This window comes from Gordonia sp. NPDC003424, from assembly GCF_053588655.1.
The window spans coordinates 41683-62072 of the sequence record NZ_JBSFQJ010000001.1 but is presented as its reverse complement, the minus strand read 5'-3'; the positions used below and the strand labels follow the sequence as shown (position 1 = coordinate 62072).

General features: G+C 66.4%; 15 protein-coding genes. 8 read left to right on the top strand and 7 right to left on the bottom strand.

The window, feature by feature from the left end; all coding sequences use genetic code 11:
* Positions 1–107: 107 nt before the first annotated feature.
* The 8 genes from ACWDTI_RS00270 to ACWDTI_RS00235 all read left to right on the top strand — a co-directional run bounded on the left by ACWDTI_RS00270 (position 108) and on the right by ACWDTI_RS00235 (position 12782).
* The gene (locus ACWDTI_RS00270) at positions 108–3137 is read left to right on the top strand and encodes a hypothetical protein (RefSeq protein WP_449736029.1); all 3030 of its coding nucleotides are present in this window, start codon (positions 108–110) and stop codon (positions 3135–3137) included.
* Between the two features lie 201 nt (positions 3138–3338).
* Positions 3339–5825, top strand: coding sequence for a patatin-like phospholipase family protein (locus ACWDTI_RS00265; RefSeq protein WP_449736028.1), 2487 nt, complete (start codon positions 3339–3341; stop codon positions 5823–5825).
* Positions 5746–7188 (top strand): DUF3376 domain-containing protein, encoded by a 1443-nt coding sequence (locus ACWDTI_RS00260; protein WP_449736027.1) that lies wholly within the window; start codon positions 5746–5748, stop codon positions 7186–7188. Before ACWDTI_RS00265 ends, ACWDTI_RS00260 begins: the two co-directional genes overlap by 80 nt.
* An 802-nt stretch (positions 7189–7990) precedes the next feature.
* On the top strand, positions 7991–8944 hold the full coding sequence (locus tag ACWDTI_RS00255) for an SMP-30/gluconolactonase/LRE family protein (RefSeq protein ID WP_449736026.1): 954 nt from the start codon (positions 7991–7993) through the stop codon (positions 8942–8944).
* Positions 8945–8972: 28 nt separating this feature from the next.
* Positions 8973–9878: an SDR family NAD(P)-dependent oxidoreductase gene (locus tag ACWDTI_RS00250; RefSeq protein WP_449736025.1), complete on the top strand. Its 906-nt coding sequence runs from the start codon at positions 8973–8975 to the stop codon at positions 9876–9878.
* Between the two features lie 34 nt (positions 9879–9912).
* Positions 9913–11163, top strand: coding sequence for a cytochrome P450 (locus ACWDTI_RS00245; RefSeq protein ID WP_449736024.1), 1251 nt, complete (start codon positions 9913–9915; stop codon positions 11161–11163).
* A gap of 9 nt (positions 11164–11172) precedes the next feature.
* The gene (locus tag ACWDTI_RS00240) at positions 11173–11493 is read left to right on the top strand and encodes a 2Fe-2S iron-sulfur cluster-binding protein (protein WP_449736023.1); all 321 of its coding nucleotides are present in this window, start codon (positions 11173–11175) and stop codon (positions 11491–11493) included.
* A 5-nt stretch (positions 11494–11498) separates the two neighbouring features.
* Positions 11499–12782: an NAD(P)/FAD-dependent oxidoreductase gene (locus ACWDTI_RS00235; RefSeq protein WP_449736022.1), complete on the top strand. Its 1284-nt coding sequence runs from the start codon at positions 11499–11501 to the stop codon at positions 12780–12782.
* Between the two features lie 36 nt (positions 12783–12818).
* Here the strand turns inward: ACWDTI_RS00235 and ACWDTI_RS00230 are convergent, their stop codons facing one another.
* The 7 genes from ACWDTI_RS00230 to ACWDTI_RS00200 all read right to left on the bottom strand — a co-directional run bounded on the left by ACWDTI_RS00230 (position 12819) and on the right by ACWDTI_RS00200 (position 20294).
* A complete protein-coding gene (locus ACWDTI_RS00230; protein ID WP_449736021.1) occupies positions 12819–13835 on the bottom strand; it encodes a MarR family winged helix-turn-helix transcriptional regulator in 1017 nt (338 codons plus the stop codon).
* A gap of 86 nt (positions 13836–13921) precedes the next feature.
* Entirely contained in the window at positions 13922–14824 is a 903-nt protein-coding gene (locus tag ACWDTI_RS00225) for an alpha/beta hydrolase (protein WP_449736483.1), read from the bottom strand.
* Between the two features lie 446 nt (positions 14825–15270).
* Positions 15271–15957, bottom strand: coding sequence for a GntR family transcriptional regulator (locus tag ACWDTI_RS00220; protein ID WP_449736020.1), 687 nt, complete (start codon positions 15955–15957; stop codon positions 15271–15273).
* Between the two features lie 11 nt (positions 15958–15968).
* The gene (locus ACWDTI_RS00215) at positions 15969–17246 is read right to left on the bottom strand and encodes a CaiB/BaiF CoA transferase family protein (protein WP_449736019.1); all 1278 of its coding nucleotides are present in this window, start codon (positions 17244–17246) and stop codon (positions 15969–15971) included.
* Positions 17243–18343, bottom strand: a complete 1101-nt coding sequence (locus tag ACWDTI_RS00210; protein ID WP_449736018.1) for an acyl-CoA dehydrogenase family protein — start codon at positions 18341–18343, stop codon at positions 17243–17245. The genes ACWDTI_RS00215 and ACWDTI_RS00210 overlap by 4 nt, the downstream gene beginning before the upstream one ends.
* Positions 18340–19494 carry an acyl-CoA dehydrogenase family protein gene (locus ACWDTI_RS00205; RefSeq protein WP_449736017.1) on the bottom strand — a complete coding sequence of 385 codons (1155 nt, stop codon included), beginning with the start codon at positions 19492–19494 and terminating at the stop codon, positions 18340–18342. Before ACWDTI_RS00205 ends, ACWDTI_RS00210 begins: the two co-directional genes overlap by 4 nt.
* On the bottom strand, positions 19491–20294 hold the full coding sequence (locus ACWDTI_RS00200; protein ID WP_449736016.1) for an enoyl-CoA hydratase-related protein: 804 nt from the start codon (positions 20292–20294) through the stop codon (positions 19491–19493). The genes ACWDTI_RS00205 and ACWDTI_RS00200 overlap by 4 nt, the downstream gene beginning before the upstream one ends.
* Between the last annotated feature and the right edge of the window lie 96 nt (positions 20295–20390).

Genomic DNA, 20390 nt, shown 5'->3' with positions numbered 1-20390 from the left:
CTCGCGTGGGGGGCCGGAAAGTTTCGAGTAGTCGACTACGCATGCCACAGGCCGGCCGGTGCCGAATGCTGATCATGCGGGGGTCTGCGACACCGGAGGTGGCAGCCATGAGCGGAGGCTATCGGGGCGTGCGGAGGCGGATCCACCGCACCGGATACAAGGCGACGCGGGCGGTCTGCAAAGGCGCAAGTCGGGCGAGGGAATGGATGCAGGCACATCCGCTTCTGGTGACTGCACTGGCTTCCGTGATCGTCGTGGTCTCGGTCGGGGTCATCTGCCTGGTGACGCCGGACGCCGCGGCGGACAAAGTGGGTGAATTCCTGCTGCGCCGGACCGCCGATCGGCCGGCATCGCTGCGTGATGCGGTCCGGCACGACGACGCCTGCATGGCCGCCTACGTCGTCGCCCTGACGACATGTGCCGTGTTCGTCCGTGTCTTCGGTTACGCGGCGATCACCCGCTCACTCGCTGAGGTCGGGGCCGCCCTCGTCGGCATGGCCCTGCTCGCCCACATCGCCCAGCACCCGCTGATCAACAACGATCTGAGGACCTGGGTGGCCGCCGTCGCGACCATCAAGTATGTCGCGCTGTTCTCGGCGTTGCCGCTCGTGTTCGGGTTCATCGCCCTCGCGTTTCGTCAGATCTTCGATCACCTTCGGCTGCGCGGCACCCGAGACACCGCCGTCGACACCGATCGTGACCTGCTGCTGTCAGGATCGTCACGTGCCTCAGAGGCCGATGGCGATGGACGCTGGCGTAACGCCTATCAGGTGCCGGACCTCGACGGCCTACCTGCCGATCAGGTGGGCACCGCGCTGTGCCTGTCGGGTGGAGGCATCCGTTCGGCGTGCGTGGCGATGGGCGCCATGCAGGTGATGGCCGAGAAGGAGGTCGAAACCGAAGGCACCACGCGCCGCATGCTCGACGCCTTCGACCACATCATTTCGGTGTCGGGCGGTGGCTACAGTGCGGGTGCACACCTACTGGCCCAGGTGCCCGCGCCGGGAGAACCGGAGGCGCCGAAGCTCTCGGACCGATTCGGCCCCGGCTCCGTGGAGTTCGATCACCTGCGCCAGAACTCCAGCTTCATCGGCGACTCGGTCGGCAAGCTGATCGTCGCGATGGGTGTCATCACACGAAACCTGTTGGTGGCGTTGACAACTCTGCTCGCCCCGGCCGTGCTGCTCGGTGCGCTCAGTGGCGCGGTGCTCTACCCCGTGCCCACCTACGCGGTGAATCCCTCTCCCGTGCACCATGAGCCGTGGTTCAACCACGATCGTGCCGTGGCAGTGGGAATCGCGGTCGGCATCATCGTCGCGCTGGGGACCGTTGCGCTGGTTCTCGCCACGCTGGCTGAGGTCACCGGCCGGACACCGAAGCTCACCCGACGCTACGAGGCATGCATGCGGATCGTGCAGGCGGCCGCCGCGATGGCGGTTCTCATCGTGGTCGCCACGGTCGCGCTGCCCGCCGTCATGCGCCTGGCCTGGACGTTCACCCACATGTCAGGCGATACTCCGACGGTGGCGGGGGCCGCCGGCGGATTCTCGCTCGTGGTCGTGTTTCAGTTTGTCGCCACCCTCACCGCGATCCTGTGGAAGGGCCGAAACTCGTGGGTGTCCTGGATTAAGAGGGTGGTGCTGCGCCGAGGACCGCAAACCGGTGTGGTGAGCGCGATTCCGCATGGGGTGGTACCCATCATCGCGACCGCGGTGTCGCTGCTGATCTTGGGTGCCACGTGGCTGATCGTCTTCGGCTTCTGCGCGGTGGAGATGTTCAGCGTCGCCTCGAATGCCGCCGACCGCGCCGACACCATCTTCCGGCCAGGCGGACCGTTCATCCTGACGCTGGTGATATCCGGTGTCGCAGTTGCCGTCACCGGCCTGCTCGATGTGACGTCGGTGAGCCTGCACCCGTTCTACCGTCATCGCCTGGCCTCTGCGTTCGCTGTCCGGCGTATCAAGGGGAGGGCCGCGCCGTACCGGTATCGCACGCTGACGAGACTCGACCGTTATGGCGTCACCTCCGCCAAGCAACCGCAATTCGTCTTCTCCAGCGCGGCCGCCGTGACCGATGGAGACCGGCCGGCCCCCGGGCTGAATGCCTTCTCCTACACCATCACATCGGACTACCTGGGTGGACCCGACCTCGGCTACCTCAGCACCGAGCACACGTTCGAGCGTGCCACACCGAGAATCGCGCGTGACCTGACGGTGGAAGCGGCCATGGCGATCAGCGGGGCCGCATTCGCCTCGGCGATGGGTCGGCAGGGACGGTGGTTCGACAAGTTCCTGGCAGTGTCGGGCGCGCGACTCGGGTCCTGGCTACCGAATCCGAAGTGGGTGGAACGGGCCCAGCGGCCCCAGCATGCCCGGTGCGACGATGAGCGCGGCGTGTATGTTCCGCATCGGATGCCCTGCTTCCGTGGTGTGTCGTACTTCTACCGAGAACTGTTCGGAATCCACAACTCGATCGCACGGCTCGTGCAGGTGACCGACGGTGGGCATTACGAGAATCTCGGCCTGGTCGAGGCGCTCCGCCGTCGCTGCCGGCTCATCTATTGCATCGATGCCAGCGGCGATCCGCCGCCCAGCCTGACCACCCTGTACGAGGCGATTAGGCTCGCCGAATCCGAACTCGGCGTGACGATCACGTTGTCCGAGAGCGACCTCCAGAACATCGCGCCGGGCGTGGCGACGGCTCAATCCGCGCAAGGTGTCGGGACGACGTTGGATGGCCGAGTTGCACGGATGCCCGTGATCGTGGGCCGAATCCAGTACCCGCCCGCCGCCGGACTGGGTGCTCCCGAGGACAGCGTCGGGACACTGGTCTTCGCAAAGACGGTGCTCACCCCCAAGTGCCCGGGCTGGCTGCTCCGTTACGCCGAAACAAGTTCCGTGTTCCCTCACGACAGCACCTCGGATCAGTGGTTCCAGGAATCACAGTTTGCCGCCTACACCGAGCTGGGACGGGTGATCACGCAGGCCGCCCTGGCGAAACATACTGGTGCGTATAAGCATTGGCGAGATCGGACGGTGGCGCGCAAGCAGGTGTGGGCCCAGGACTATGCGTTGGCCGCAGGCGTGTCGGGAAGCGACGGTTCCTCGGAGGCCGCATCGGCTCTCACGTCTGTCTGATGACCGATCGGTGATGGTCCGAATCGGCGCGCCGACTTTGCCCAATTCGGATTTAGCGTGGATCACCATTTCGTCGACGAGAAGAGTCGATTCGCCGTCGACCTGATTCGGCAGATTTCATAATCGTATATATACGGGGCGATGCGGCCGCGGTACCCGGGCAGCCTGCCCTGTCCAAGTCGTCGAGATCGAGGTGGAGCAATGCCCGAGACGTCGAAACCCGAGAAGATCTTGCGGATCGCTGTCGCCATGCGGGGCGGAGTGAGCATGGCCGTATGGATCGGCGGCGTCGTCGTCGAACTCGATTTGCTCCGGAGGGCGGTGGCGGGAGCAGAGAACTGTCAGTGCGTGTTTTGCGAGGACGGCGAACCCGCGGAATGCGCGGCGACCGACCCGCGGACCCGCCGGGCGCACCTGTATCGTCGGCTGTTCAGTCAATCCAGTTACACAAGAATTGAATTCGACATTCTGGCAGGCGCCAGCGCCGGCGGACTCAATGCGGTCTTCTTCGCATTGGCACAGACCTACGGGGTCGCCATCGACGACACGCTGCACACACTCTGGATCGACGTCGGTGATCTCTGGAAGTTGATCCGAGAGCCGGGCTTCGGCTCGGTGCCGTCGCTCCTCAAAGGCGATAGCGGCCTCCTGGCGAACATCGAGAAGGCGACGGCGGCCATCGTGGACAAGGCACGCACGAGTGCACATCCGGATGCGGTTGCCGAACGGGTCGCCGTCGAACTCGCCGCGACCATGCTCACCGACCCGCAGGTACCCGACCTCGGTAACCGCGCCTCGTTCTCGTTTGTTCGCGGACCCGGTGGTCTCGCCTCTCGATACTCCACGGTTCCGGGCATTCTGCTTGAGAAGTCTGACGGTGCAAAGAAACCCGTGTACGACGACGGCGCCGATATGGTGCCGGGTGGGACTGTCCCGGTGGTACGCGCGCGAATGTCGTTGGCAGCGCGGGCATCGTCGTCGTTTCCCGGAGCGTTCGAACCGGCAGCCATTCACTCGGTGGACTGTGATCGACAGGTGGCACCGTGCACGGCACTCGCCGCGGGTCCGCGATGGAAGCCCGACGAGGCACCTGCATTGTCGGCGGTCAACATGGCTTCGGCGTTTCCGTTCGCGCGGTCCGGGAAGCAGGGGGACGCACGTCTCGGCCGCGACTGTGATGAATTCCGTGTCATCGACGGTGGTGTCTTCGACAACATCCCGATCGACCGCGCCTTGCGCGCGATCTCCCGAGCGCCGGCCGGGAACAAGACCGAACGGCGACTGGTCTACCTGGACCCGGAGCCGCCGGCCATGATCCGTCCACGCCTGCTGCCCGTCGACGTGAAGATCGAGGCCGGAGGGCCGGTGGCGTCCTCGGATAGAGCGGCCAGCCGCAGACGGTTGAGTCGCCTTGCGCAACAGGGAGGCTGGTCGCAGGTGATCGCTGCCAGCATCGGGCTCAAGATGCGGGAGGAGACCGCGGCCGACGAGATCGCGGCCATCCGCGAACACAACGAGTGTTCCCTGGAGGTTGCCGGCCGACTGGAGGGGCTTGCCGGACTTCTTCCCGGAAACGGGGTGATCCCAGAGGTCGACATCACGCGCTACATCGAGGCACGCAAGGCCGTCGACATCGAACGGCTCGGGTCATTGGCCGCGGCGCCCGGTATGGAAATGAACATCCGCCCGCACAGCGCAAGGCCATACCACGGGGTCAGTGCAGTGCAGGCCTTGAGCGTCAAGAACGCCGTCGACGCGGTATACGAGATGATCGTCCGTACGCCCGATCCGCAGCCTGACGTCAGTTCTGAGCAGTGCGCGTGCTGGGTGTTCCGGTGCGGCGACGTTGGTGCGGCCCTGGACACCGCGCAGATTCTGATCTCCTGGACCCAACAATTACAGCGACTCACGCCGACGGCGGTGGATTCCGTTATGCCCCTCGGGACCATCAAGAGCGGCCTGTACCGGTGTCTTACCGTGCTCGTCGAGGCTCGTCGAAAGACCGTGGACACGGCCATGGTTGAGCAGGTGCGTCGTCGAAAGACCCGGATCGAGCGGGTGGTCGATGGACTGGCCCGGCAACGACGATTGCAGATGCACTCGGCCACCGATCTGCTCTGTCCCGGGTCCGGCGTGGATGACGCGGCGTTCTACACCACCCTGTGGCCGGTATCGAAAGATGATGCGCTGTCACTCATCCCGAAAGACGACACTCCACCCGAAACCAGCTTCCTCTCGCTTATCCGGACAATCCTCGACGTACCTGCATTGTCTGCAGCGCGTGGCCGTCAGTACACAGATGCTCGACGATGTCACCCGACGAGACTGGGAGGAGTCGATATTCGCCAGACTGACGCCCGGCGGCCGTCCCGACGGGGTCGCCGAGTCCGACAGCTTCAGGCTGGTCCGGTTGCTCTCCGCCACCGGTGTCCCGGGGACCGCGTCGTCGATCGGGTTTCACGAGATCACCGGCGACACCCGCCCCGCGGAGTTCAGCGACGATTCCAGGTTTGTTGTGCTGCGCCACAGAGCAATAGCTGGCCTGTTGCAGAATTGGATCAGTGGATCCATCTCACCGATGGACGACGAGGGGCGATCGGTCAAGGATGTGCGTACCGCGATCCGGCTCGAACGCTCGGATCTCAAATTGGCCGGCACACCGTTGGCGCGGTTCGGCGGATTCCTTGATGCGGGGTGGCGGGACAACGATTGGTATTGGGGTCGGATGGATGGTGCGGCCGGCGTCGTCGAGATTCTGACTGCGCCGGCCGGGTCCGAGGGGGCGGCACGGAACAGGTCGTCGTCGCCGCGGACCGACACAGCAACGATCGTCAATCCTGAGACATTTCCCAACGAGCGCGACCCTGCTGCGAGCGTCGGCCGTGATCGCAGTGCAGCCGCCAAGGCCGCACGGACCACGGCGCAGGAACTGGCCTTCCAGGAATCCCAGCGTGGCGGCACGGCGAGTCCGCTGGAAACGGTAGGGGCCGAGTCACTGGCCGACCTACCCGCCGGGTATCGGTACGGAATCGTTGCCCGAGTCGCGCCCCTCGCACTGCGAGCGGTGAATCCCCGGGACACCAAGAGTTTTCAGGTATCCCGCTGGCTGGTGAAGGCAGGACTTCTCCTTGCCCGGGTTGTTGTACCGCCGCTCGTGCTCGCGGTCGATCCGATGCGCGCGGCACTGGTCGGCGGTGTTGCCCTCGCGACCGCTGTGATGCTGGGTGTCGGCGCCGCCGACATGGGTTGGCAGATCGGATTCGCTGTGGTGCTGTTCCTTTCGGGGACGATCATGGCGCTGCGGGGGCTGGCCGTACCCCGGCGCTGGCAGCCGATCGGGGACTTTGCCGAGGCCTATCGACCGGATGGCGACCCGGTGTGTTGTGCGGGTGTCAACTGCGTGCGCGAGACCTATGACGTGTCGAGGGCTCGGGCCCGTATCTGGTGGACCACCCAACTCTTCGTCGGCCTTGCGGCGGCGATCGGTGGAATCGCGATGGTGTTCTGGGCAATCGGGCATCCGAGTGCCCGGCAATTCGGCTGGGAGGTCATTGTTCTTGCGCTCGCCGTCGTCGTAGCGGGTGGGGTGTGGCTCAACAGTCGGTGCTTGACGGTGAAGTCGATGCCGCCCGAGCAACGGAGTCGGTGGCGGCGACAGTCGCCCCTCCGGATCGTCGGCGCGATCGCTGTTGTGGTGCTTGTCATTCTCACGTGCCTCGCGACGTGGTGCCGGGTGGGCATGCACGTCCCGCACGGCATCGACTCCGGTGGTGTGTGGGCGGGTGTGGTCGCCGGCCTGGCGGTGGCGCTGATGACGGCAACCTCGCTGGCGAGCTGGACGTCGTGGGATGTGCTGATCGTCGTGGCGATCTGGTTCGGTGTCAGCGCGGGCGTGTTGCAGTTCTTGCTCGATCACGGCTCAGGATGGGCAGATCTGCTGCCCGTCGCCGTCTGGGCGGTCGCGGTCGGACTGATCCTGCCGGTGATTCCACCGATGAACACCTACGCGTGGCGGGTCTCTCAGTTGCCGGTGGGCACCTCATCGGAGTGAGCGCCGGATGCAAGTGCGGCTCCGACCTTGTCGCGGATCGAGTTGTGCAAGTTCACATGAACTCCTTCGAAATGCGGTGTGTTCGACGGTGTTGCGTCAACCGCGTGACGTCGGGTGATCGGCGGCGGCTGACGGCGGTCGGGCGGCCGAGAACCTGCCCGGGTGCTGGTTCTCGAAAGTGCCGGCCACAGTGGGTGGTACCTCGGCGATCGCCGGCGGCCGGTTTCATCTCGGCGGTGAGACGGCCGCGCAACAAGCGATCGGACAGTCCGATTCGGTCGCCGAAATGGAGAAGTACCTCACCGAGCTGGCTCTCGATCCCGAGCCGGAGAAGATCCATACGTACTCGCGGACAGCGTCGAGCGTTTCGCCTGGCTGGAGCGACTGGCCGAACTCGGGTCGAGGTATGGAACGAACACTTTGCGCGACAACTGATCACCGACGACGACACAAAGGTAACTGCCGGGCCGCCGCGCAGGACCGGGTGTCCGCTCAATGGGACGGCCCCGGGAACTCCGTCGGAACAGAATCTATTGTCCGTGTCAGAGCAGGATCGTGTGACTCAGTTCACGGGCAGTCCCGCCGAACCGGACCCGGCATCCGGAGGGCGGACGAGTGTCATCCGATCTAGTTGACAAAGAGCATATATAAGTTACTGTGATCGGCATCACGAGTAGTTCGTAAACGACTGGTACACAAGAACATACGAGTTTCTCGACGCGACACCCGAGTGTGCGTCGACGATGGCGTCCGCCCGTCGAACCCCAATCCCCAACCCGGTCAGCACCTGGAGGACCCGAAGATGACATACCCATCACCCGATGCCGCTGCCACCGCCGTCGCCGAAGCGGGTGCTCGCAACCTGGCCGGGCGCAAGATCGCCGACGGCTTCTCGTGGCCTGAATGCCCGCGCTGGCATGACGGCGCCTTCTGGTTCTCGGACATGTACACCGCGACGTTGAAGACACTCGACGCCGAGGGCAAAGCAACCGTCGTGGTCGATGCCACGGCCCGTCGGGCCAACACCGATGTGCCGATCGTGCTCGGTGGCTTCGGATGGCTGCCCGACGGTCGGCTGATCGTGGTTTCGATGCACGAGCGCCTCGTTCTGGTCCACGGCGGCACGAGTCCCGACGATCTCAGCGTCTACGCCGACATCTCCGAGCACTGCCTCGCCGCGGCCAACGACATGGTCGTCGACGCCGACGGCCGGGCCTACGTGACGCAGCTCGGTTTCGACATCTTCGCCGGCGAAGCACCTGTCCCGTCGCCGATCATCGTCGTCGAGCCCGACGCGACCACGCACACCGCCGACAAGGTCGGTCCGCTGATGTGCGCCAACGGCATCACCATCAGCTCCGACGGCTCCAAGGTCTACACCGCGGAGGTCATGGCCAACAAGATCACCGTCATCGACCGTGACTCTGAAGGGAATCTGTCGAATCCCCGCGAGTTCGCCGCCTGCCCGTTCCTGCCCGACGGCATCGGTCTCGACGAGCAGGGCGGTGTGTGGGCCGCGATGCCCGGAAGCGGTTATGTCGCAAGGTTCGTCGACGGCGGCACCATCACCGACGCGGTGGCGATCCCACTCGAGAACGGCACCGCATCGGCCTGCATGCTCGGTGGCCCCGACCGCTCGACGCTGTACATGACCGTCGGCGTGGAGGTCTTCGATTTCGAGAAGTCCGCGCGTGAGGCGCAGGCCACCATCTGGGTTGCCGACACCGGCTACCACGGTGGCGACACCCGTCCGTGACCTGACCGAATCCCCGAAGGAAACAACAATGACAACACTGGATTTCACTGACCGCGTGGTGATCGTCACCGGGGCCGGCCGCGGCATCGGACGCGCACACGCGAAGCTCCTCGCCGCGCGCGGCGCCTCGGTGGTCGTGGGAGACCTCGGCGCCCGGATCGACGGCTCGGGTGTCGAGTTGGTGAGCCCCGCCGATGAGGTCGTCGCGGAGATCGTCGCCGATGGCGGCAAGGCCGTCGCGTCCACCGCCGACATCTCCACCGACGAGGGAGCCCGTGCACTCGTCGAGACCGCCATCTCAGCCTTCGGCCACCTCGACGCCGTGATCAACAACGCCGGCATCGTGCGGACCGCTCCGTTCCGCGAGGTGCCCGACGAGGAGTATCAGCGCCATCTCGACGTGCACTATTTCGGGGCGCTACGCGTGCTGCGCGCCGCCTGGCCGTACCTGCTGGAGTCTCCCGCCCCCCGGGTGGTCAACACGATTTCCCAAGCGATGCTGGGCAATCCGGGAATGGCGCACTACGGCGGGTCGAAGGGCGCACTGTTCGGCCTGACCCGCAACCTGGCCCTCGAAGGTCTCGAGGCCGGCATCAAGGTCAACGCCATCGCCCCCGGTGCCGGAACCCGGATGGCCGAGGCGGCCGCCGACACGCTCTCGCCGGAGATCATGGAGTACATGCGCACGTCGCTGTTGCCGGAACACGTTGCGCCCGTTGCCGCATACCTCGTGCATCCGAACTGCGAGGTCACCGGTGAGGTCTTCAACGTCGCCGGCGGAATCGTCAACCGGCTCGCCCTGGTCAACACCGTGGGGATCCATGATCCGTCACTCACCATCGAAACCGTTGCGGAGCAATGGGATCAGATCATGGCCATCACGCCGGAGGCAATCCCGCAGATCGTCGCGCCGGCGCAGATGCCCGTCTCCTGACCCGCCCGTCCACACAGCCCCGGAGTTGTCCACGATGAGTACCGAAACCACGGCAAACCCGCAGGGAACCGCCGAACCCCTCACCCAGTATCCGTTCTCGCCCGTCTCACCTGCCGAGGCGTCGCTGCGCTACCAGGCGATCTGTGAGGATCGTCCGATGACCAAGGTGCCGATGCCATTCGGTGGCGACGCCTGGATCGTCCACCGCAACTCGACGGCGCGCGAGATGCTGGGGGACCCGCGGTTCGTGCGGGAACCCTTCCGTACCGGCGAACGCGTCGTTCCCTACTTCGTGGAGTTCCCGGACTTCCTCAAGACGACGCTGCAGTTCGAGGACCCGCCGCATCACACCAAGCTGCGCAAGCTTGTGCAGAAGTCGATCTCGCCCAAACGCGTGAAGGCGATGCGGGATTCGGCGGTCGAGTTCGCCAATGAACTGATCGACCAGATGGTCGCCAAGGGTGCACCCACCAACCTGGTGCACGACTATGCCGTGGCGCTGCCGATCCAGATGCTCGCGAACCTGCTCGGGGTTCCGCCGGAGGATCGGGAGAAGTTCCAGAAGTGGAGTTCCTCGACGCTCGCGGTGGCGAACATGCCCGATGAAGAGGTCGTGGCCAACATGACCGAGCTCGTGGTGTACATGATGGCGCTCATCGAGGAACGTCGGAAGAACCCGCAGGAGGATCTGCTCAGCGACCTGGCCAACGCGCGAGACCGCGACGAAACCCTGACCGATGGTGAGATCCTGCCGATCGCACTGGTTCTCATCATCGGTGGATTCGACAACACGGCGAACTTCATCTGTGCCGGGGTGCTGTCGTTGCTGCACAACCCCGATCAGCTGGAGATCCTGCTCTCCGACATCGACGGTGTCGTTCCGACCGCCGTCGAGGAGGTGCTGCGGCACGGACGATTCGAGCTGACCGGCAAGGTGGGGGGTGCGTCCGGACTGGTGCCGTTCGTGGCGACCGAAGACGTCGAGCTCGATGGTCAGCTGGTTGCCAAGGGGGATGCGATCATGGCGGACCCGTCGTCGGCGAATCATGATGCCGCAGCTGTCGACAACGTGGCTCAGTTCGACATCAAGCGGGAGAGCAACCCGCACCTCACGCTCAGCTACGGCATTCACCACTGCCTGGGTGCCCCGTTGGCGCGGATGGAGATGCAGGTGGCGATCTCCGAGCTCTTCCGTCGCCTACCGCAGCTCCAACTCGACGGCGATGCGGTCATCAACCACGACAATCTCACCCAGCCGGTGGTCGATCTGCCGGTCACCTGGTAGGGACCCGCGATGCCCAAGGTGTTCTACACACTGTCGGACGGTCAGGTGACCGTCATCGACGGTGCCGTCGGCGACTCGGTCATGTCGACGGCGGTTCGCAACGGCGTCAAAGGGATTGTCGGACAATGCGGTGGAACGCTGTCCTGCGCGACGTGCCACGTCTACCTCGATCCCGACGACGCGACGTACTTCGACGAACCGTCCGAGGACGAGGAAGACATGCTCGAGTGCACCGCCTCCGACCGTGAGGACACATCTCGGCTGTCGTGTCAGCTCACGCTCAGCGAAGGCATCGACCTCCACGTCCGGATACCCGACGAACAGGTGTGAGTGCAGTGTCCGAACACATCGGAGTCGGCGCCGGCGAAGGACCACCGGGACGAATCGTGGTGGTCGGCGCCTCACACGCCGCCGTTGCGCTCGCCGATCACCTTCGGTCCGGCGGCTACACCGGTGATCTGACGCTCATCGGTCACGAGACGCACCTCCCGTATCAGCGGCCTCCGCTGTCGAAGGCGTGGCTCAAAGGCGATGCCGACGTGGACACTCTGCTGCTGCGGGAGGCGTCGTACTACACCGACAACGGGATCGAACTGATCCTCGGGGCCCGCGTCACCGGCATCGATCGGCGCGATGCCGGTGGCGTCGTGCACGTCGACCACCTCGACGGTGGCTCGACGTCAGTCGGGTACGACCGACTCGTATTGGCCACCGGTGCCCGGCCCCGTCGACTGTCCATACCCGGCTCGGATCACCGGGATGTGTTGGTATTGCGTGGAATCGATCATGCGGAGCTGTTGGCGCAACGGGTCACCGCGGGGCCGGTCGTGGTCATCGGCGGCGGATTCGTCGGTCTCGAGGTGGCCGCAACGATGCGCGGCCTGGGCGCGGATGTCACCGTGATCGAAGCGGGCCGGCAGTTGATGGGCCGTGCCGTCGGGGTGGAGACAGCGGGCTTTCTGCTCGATGCCCATCGTGCGATGAGCGTCGAGGTCCTCCTCGACGTCCTGCCCACCGAGATCGTCATCTCCGACGACGCCATCCGCTCCGTCCGTCTGGCCGATGGCCGCGAGATCCCGGCATCGACGGTGTTGGTGGGTGTCGGCGCCGAGCCGCGGACCGAACTCGCCGAACAGCTGGGCCTGGCCGTCGACCGCGGTGTCGTCGTCGACGCTGCGTGCGTGACATCCGACGGCTCCACCGTCGCCATCGGTGACTGCACCGTCACCACGACCATCGACGGCGGACGGCTCCGACTGGAATCCGTCGACAACGCAATGGAACAGGCCGCGGCGGCGGCCGCGACGCTGTTGGGGAGCGAGCCCCCGAAGCGGCCGGATCCATGGTTCTGGTCCGATCAGGGCGATTGGAAACTACAGATTGTCGGCCAGATCGCCGGTCACACAACGGTTCTGGTGCGCACCGATCCCGCCAAGCCGAATCGTCGGGTGGCGCTGTACTTCGCGGCAGATCGGTTGATCGCGGCCGAATGTGTCAACGCGCCGGCCGATTTCGTGGCCATCCGTAACGCGCTCGCCAAGGGATACCGGTCGGGGCCGGAGGTCCTGGCCGACAACGACGTACCGTTGCGAAAGCTCTTGACCGCGGTGCGCATCTGAACTTACGTGGGCCGACCCGCCGGCAGAGCCGGACAGTCACTCGATCGCCGGCGGGATGGTCGAGATGTATCGTCGCGCCGCATTGTCACTGGTGGCCATCAGTTCGTCGAGGTAGCGCTCGGTGAGCGTGGCATACTTCGCCCGCATCGCATCCGGTAGATCGTCAAAAGCGCTGCGCAGCAATCCGAGTCGTTTTTCCCGGACATCGTCGAGAGCTGCCGCGCCTTGCTCGGACAGCACGAGGCGTCGTTCGCGCCCGTCCCCGCCGATCTGTTTGCGCAGCATCCCGTCGTCGGTCAGCGCGGTGACGGTCCGAGATGCCCGGGACTGCTCGATGTCGAGCCGGGCCGCCAGCTCGGAGATGGTGGTGGGTCCGAACAGGCCGACGTCCTGCACCACGAAGAAGCGCTGACGATCGATGTCGACACCCGAATCACGCAGGAACGCATCGAAATCCTCGCGACCGAAGAGATAGACGAGGTCGCCGATGACGCGCAGGCAGTCGTCGACCACCGTGCGTCCGGTGAGCGGCGCGGTCAGGTCGGGGGAGTCGGTGGAACTCAGCAGCGGCACGGCCGGGTCGTCGGCGATCGTCGGGCCGAGGCGCTCGAGCACCAACGACATCCAGCGGGTGAAGGTGGCGATCGTGGTGTCGCGCCAGCCGTCGAGCGGGCGGCGCATCTCGATGAGCCAGGACGTCTGCCATCGGCGCACCACACTGCGGCCGTGATCAGTCAACTCCAATACGACGAGCCGGCCGTCGGCGTCGGACCGGCCTTTGGCGACGAGCCCGGCCCGCACGAGACGCGCGACCTGCCGGCTGGATTGGGTGAGGTCGATGCGCAGGACCGCCGAGAGCTGTTTGGCGGTGTGCGGGCGCCGGGCCAGGATGTCGAGGGTCTCGATGCCCGACCGGGGCACCAGAAGTCCCGTCGCGGTCTCGAAACGGCGGCGTTTGGCGTTGCTGTGCGAGGCGAAGGCCAGCAGATCCACGAACCGCAGCAGCGCCACCGCCATGTCCTGGGTGGCATCTGACGCTTCGCTGGTGGACACGCGGCCCATCGTATCGGCTGCCCGGCCGGTCACGGAGAATTCGCGCCGGTCACCACGAGCCCACGATGTGGTGATCCCGGCGCATGTCAGACGGGATGGGCGAACCGCGCGGCCACCAGGGCGCCGACCTCGGCCACCGCCGCCCGCGCCCGCGCCACGGTTGCGGTCTGCATGACGAAACCGTGGCCGACGCCCGGATAGCGCAGCAACGCCGTCTGCACACCGGCTTCCCGTAGCCGGTGGCCGTAGTCCTCGACGCCGTCGCGGATCGGGTCGCCGTGGCCCACCGCGATGACCGCCAGCGGTAGACCGCGCAGATCGCTTGCCAGAGAAGGGATTCCGTACTCGTCGTCCGAGTCCGGATCGTCGCCGAGGTACAAGTTCTTCATCCAGTCGATGTCCTCGGCCCGCAGGAAGGGACTGTTCCCGAACTCCCGCATCGACGGGCGGTCGGTGCGGCGCTCGACGCCGGGATAGAACATCACCTGTTGGGCCAGGGCCGGTCCCCGGTCGTTGCGGGCGCGCAGCGCGGTGGCGGCGGCCAGCCCGCCGCCGGCGCTGTCGCCCCCGACGCCGATGCGCGACGTCGCGACACCGAAGCCCCCGGCGTTCGCGTGCAGCCACAGCAGCGCCGTGTACGCGTCGTCATTGCCTGCGGGATAACGGTGTTCGGGGGCGAGGCGGTAGTCGACGTTCACCAGCACGGCGCCGGTCGCCTCGGCGATGTCCCGCGCGACCCGATCAAACGAGTGCAGCGAGCCCATCACCATGCCGCCGCCGTGATACCAGACCAGGGCGGGCGCATCGGTCTGCGGTGCGCGCAACGGGCGGTAGACCCGTACCGGTACCGACACCCTGCCGCGCACCTCGGCGGTCGCGTCGACGACCGACCGCATCTCGGGACCCGGCGGGCGCACGATGGCTTCGAGGTTCCGGCGGGTCACTTCGATGCCCGTCTCCTGCATCGAGGCGATCCCCGCGGCGGTCATCCGGTCGACGATGGCCTGCACGTCGGGATCCCAGGGAGTGCCCGCGGGGGTCTCGATGCGCTCGCTCGTTCCTAGCGGGCTTACTCGACCGGCGGGTGGGGTGGCCGCGGGGGTCTCGATGCGCTCGCTCGTTCCTCGCGGGCTTACTCGACCGGCGGAGGGGGGCTCGCTCGTTCCTCGCGGGCTGGTGTGGAGCGTCTCGTCGTCTCGTTGATCGAGTAAGGCTCCGAGCTTGCGAGGAGCCGCATCGAGATCGTCTGGGCGGCTGGTGGTCTCGATGCGCTCGCTCGTTCCTCGCGGGCTTACTCGACCGGCGAAGGGGAGCTCGCTCGTTCCTCGCGGGCTTACTCGACCGGCGGAGGGGGGCTCGCTCGTTCCTCGTGGACTTACTCGACCTGCGGGTGGGCGGGTGTCGGGTGTGGGGGAGTCGGTGGTCATCTGCACGCTCAGTTCGGTCGGTGGCCGCCCAGCATGACGCCGGTGCTGGCCTCACCGCCGTGGCGGTGCTCGTTCATCAACTCGATCAACTGCTGGTTGTCGCCTGCGCGGAGGGCGTCGATCATCGCGTCATGCTCCGCACAGACGCGGCGGCGGACTTCGGCGTCGTACAGGTACGCGGCGTGATAGGGCGCCGCGAGGTTCCACAGGCGCCGTAACTCGGCGGTCACCAGCCGCAGCGGCGAACGCTCGAACATCGCGAAGTGGAAGTCCTGGTTACGCATTCGCATCTCCAGGATGTCGCCGCGAACCGCGGCCTCGCGTACCGACTCGCCGATCTCGACGATCTCGCCGAGCACCGCGTCGTTGAGTCGCGGGATGGACGCGAGCACCTCCTTCTCCAGCGCGCCGCGCATCAGATAGATCTGGTCGAACTCGGACTGGTTGAGCCGTGCAACGCGGTACCCCACGTTGTGCTCGTGCTCCACGAGTCCCTGAGAGGTGAGCTGCCGCAACCCCTCCCGGATCGGAAGTCGGCTCACTCCGAGACGCTCGGCCATCAGCTCCTGACGGATCGCCTGGCCGGGCAGCAACTCGCCGGTCACGATCATGCGTTCGAGTTCCTCGACGACCCGCGTCGAAGCACGGGCCGAACCGGGATTCACCGCGGCCTTCGTCGATGACCGATCAGCCATGTCGACTCCTCTCACGGTTCGCCGAGCACTCCGGCTGTGCGCATCTCCGCGATCCGCTCGGGCCGGTAGCCCATCGCACCGAGCACCACGTCGGTGTGCGTGCCGCGGGGCACGGCCGGGCGCGGTGTGCGGTGGCCGGAGCGGCTCAGCGAAATCGGTACGCCGATCCCACGATAGTCGTCGGTCTCCAGGAAGAGGTCACGATGACGAGTCTGCGGAGCCTGGAGTGCCTCGTCGACAGTATTGACCGAGCTGGCAGGCACCCCGACACGTTCGAGCCGGTCGGCGAGGTCCGCGCGGTCAAACCGGGCGATGGGGTCGCCGAGCAGGTCGGCCAGTTCCTCGCGGTGTGCGTGGCGTTGCGCGTTGTCGACGAATCGGGGGTCGTCGGCGAGTTCGGGCAGGCCGAGTGTCTCGACGAGGGAACGGAACTGACGGTTGTTCGCCGCGCTGACGAAGAAATCACCGTCGCGCGCCGAGAACACCTGATACGGGGCGACGGTCGTATGAAGATCACCGGTACGGTGGGGCACCGTGCCACTGGTGATCCAGTTGGCGGAATGTGGGTGCAGGATGGAGACGACCGAGTCGAGCAGGGTGATGTCGACCAGTTGACCGCGACCACTCCGCTCGCGGTCGAACAACGCGAGCATGATGCCGCTGACGGCAAGATTCGCCGCGACGAGGTCGACGATCGGCACGCCGATACGCAGGGGACCACGGTCGGCGTAGCCGTTGACGCTCATCAGACCGCCGAAGGATTGCAGCACCGCGTCGTAGCCGGGGAGCCCGCCCATCGGCCCGTCGACCCCGAACCCCGTGATCCGGCAGTACACCAATCGCGGATCGGCTTGTGCGAGTACGGTTTCGTAGTCGAAGCCCCACCGCGACATGGTGCCGGCCTTGAAGTTCTCGATGACCACATCCGCTCCGGCGAGGAGATGCCCGAGGACCTCCTTCCCCTCACCGGTTCTCAGGTCGAGGCAGATGTTCTCCTTGCTGTGATTCAGTCCGGCGAAATACGCGCTGCTGCGTCCCTCCTCGATGAACGGCGGCCCCCATCCGCGGGTCTCGTCCCCCGAGGGAGCCTCCACCTTGATCACCTCGGCGCCGTGATCGGCGAGGCTCTGGGCGGTGTAGGGACCGGCGAGCACGCGGCTGAGATCGAGGACCCGCAGACCGGTCAGGACCCCATTGCCCTCGGCGGTGTCGGCAGCGCGCCAGGCCGCACGACCGTCGATGGCCGGCGGCTCGGTTTCGGCTGCGGGGCGAGTCGTGATGACGCTCATGGGTTTTCCCGTTCGGCTGGTTCATCGGTCAGGGACGAGGGAAGGGAGTCGCCGGCCGGGAGTCCGACGACGACATCCCACAGATCGACACCGTCGTCGAGGATCTGACCGGCGAGGACCTCAGCCCAATCACGTTCGGTGCCATGGCGGTCGCGCCATGTCCACAGCGACGTGGTGAAGCGGCCCAGCGCATGTTCGGAGGTGAACCCGATGGCGCCGTGCAACTGGTGGGCCGCCGCGGCCACCTCGTGCGCATGGCGCGAGCACACCACCTTGGCGGCGGCGACGGCGCCACGGGCCGTCTGCGGATCGGTGCCGATCGCGTCGATGGCGGCTTGGGTGGCGGTGTGCATCATCGTGGTCTGGGCGGCCATCACCGCCAGACGCTGCTGGATCGCCTGGAATTTCGTGAGCGGACGACCGAATTGGTTGCGTTCGGTGGTGTAGCGCAGGGTCGCATCGCGAGCGGCTTCGGCCGCGGCGGACAGGGCGACCGCGTACGCCAGCGCGCCGCGCTGCCGCACCTCGTCGCCGTCCATCGGTGACTTGGCGTGGAAAATTGTTGCTGCACCGTCGAATGCGACTTCCGACACCGACGCGCCGAGTAGATCGGTGCCCCGGCGCACCACCACACCGCTCCCAGAAAGGTCGACCACGGCCACGACCGGTTCCGGCAGGAGTAGCACGAGCGTGTCGGCGAGGTCGGTGTGGACGACCTCGGACACGACGCCGTCCAGGATCAGACGGTCGCCGTCGGTCCGTGCCGTACACCGCTCGTCGGCGATGGCGATCGTCGCGGTCCGGCCGTCGAGGTCGAAACCGGCCCGCCCGGCCAGGTGTGCGGCGAGTATCCCATGCTCCACCAGGGGCGTGACGGCGCCGCTGCGGGCAACCATCGCCAGCACCGCGAGTGCGTCGTCGGTGCCGGCGCCGCTGCCGCCGAACTCCTCGGGCACATCGATGCCGACGAATCCCGCCTCCAGAAGAGCGGACCACAGCGCGGTGTCGGCACCCGTTGCCGGGGTGGCGGTGTCGACGCCGACCCGATCGATGATCGACGCCGTGGTGTCGACGAGGTCGGCGGTCAGGTCGCTCATCGGATCCCCAATCCCCGTGCGACGATGCCGCGCAGGATCTCGTTGGTGCCACCCCGGAGGGTGAACGCCGGTATGTGCAGCACGCTTTGCGCCAGCAACAGCGCGAACGGGTCCGCGCCGTCGCGTTTGGCCACGACGCCGCTCGACGAACGCACCGCCGACACGAGGTCGCCCTCGAACAGCGAGCCGAGGTCCTTGACCATCGCGGCCAGCACATCCGGTTTGTTGCCCCGCGACAGTTCATCGGCCACCTGCAGCGACATTCGCCGCAATGCGCACGCCTGCGCGGTCAGGGCGCCCAGCGTGACCCGCTGTTCGGGGGTGGCGCCGGTGCGACGCAACTCATCGGACCAGGCACGCAGCAGCGGCATGGTCGAGAGATAGCGCTCGGGTCCGGACCGTTCGAAAGCCAACTCGCTCATCACCTGAGCCCAACCGCGCCCACGGTCGCCGAGTAACGCCGACTTGGGCACCACGGCGTCGTGGAAGATCACCTCGTTGAAGTGCGCTTGGCCGTCGATACTGCGCAACGGCCGGATCTCGATGTCGGGGTGCGGCAGATCGACCAGTAACTGGGAGAGTCCGTCGTGCCGATCCTCGGGCCGACCGTCGGTGCGGGCCAACAACACCATCGCATGCGCCAGATGTGCACCCGTGGTCCACACCTTGGTGCCGGTGATCGTCCAGCTGTCGCCGTTGTCGACGGCCCGGGTGCGCACGCTCGCCAGATCGGAGCCCGAATCCGGTTCGCTCATTCCGATCGCAAAGAATGTTGTACCGGAGGCAATTCCAGGGATGTAGCGCTGCTTCTGCGTCTCGGTTCCGTGAGCCAGGATACCCGGAGCCATCTGGCGGTCCGCGATCCAATGCGCCGCCACCGGTGCGCCGTGCGCCAGCATCTCCTCGGTGACGACGAACCGTTCGACCGGGCTGCGGCCTCCTCCGCCGTACTCGGCCGGCATCGTCATGCCGAGCCAGCCGTGGGCGCCGAGCCGAGCGCTGAAATCGGGATCGAATCCGGTCATCCAGCTGTCGGAGTCCGGGACGAAGCCGCCCGAGGCGATCTCGGACCGCAGAAACCTGCGGACCTCGGAGCGGAGGTCGTTGAGCGTCGATTCGGTCACCGGCCGGGTGCCGGTGGCGGCGGTCAATTGCGTTCCGGACCGCGAGATGACCACGCCTGCTGCCCTTTACGGGACATCGACCACATCTGTACGCCGCGCTCGATCTCGAGGGCGGACGACCAGCTGACCGCCGGCGGCCCCAGCTCGAGTCGTGCGCTGCCCATGATGCGCCGGGTGAGCTCGGGGTCGGCGGCGGCGGGCGCCGTCAGCCCGTCGACGATGGCGGCCAGCTCCGGCTTGGGCGCGGCCGCGTAGGCGAGTCCGCGGGCGACCGCCTGCTCGCCGGTGAACGACTGGCCGCACGCGGCGAGTGCGATGGTGTTCGACCACCCGACGGCCCGCCCGAGCAGGGCGATGTGTCCACCGCCCGGATGGATGCTGCGCGCAAGAAAACCGCTGTCCAGCAACGCATCCGGGGTGGTGACGAGTATGTCGGCAGCCATGGCCAGATTGAGCCCGGCGCCGACCGCGCCGCCGATCACCACCGAGATGGTCGGCACCGGCAGGCTGCCGACACGCACGAATGCGCCGTAGACGGCAGAGGTGCGTTTGACGGCGTCGGGCGATGCCGGGTCCGACGACGAGGAGGCCAGGTCTCGGGTGTCGGCGCCGCTGCAGAAATAGGCACCGGCCGCATCGATCACCGCGGCGCCGATCGTCGCGTCGGATTCGACTCGGTCGCAGAACTTTTCGATCTCGGCAGCCATCGCCAGGCTGATGGCGTTCTTACGCCGCGGGTTGTTCAGGGTCAGGCGGGCAACGCCGCCGTCGAAGCTCGTGCGCACCGTCGGCACGTCGGTGTCGGCGATGGTTGTGTCGGGGCTCATGACGGCGAGGCTAGCAAGATTGGATACAAAATGCTATCCCAAAATCATTGACAGGACGCATGTACTTGCGGTGAACTGGCGGTACGTGATCGCAGC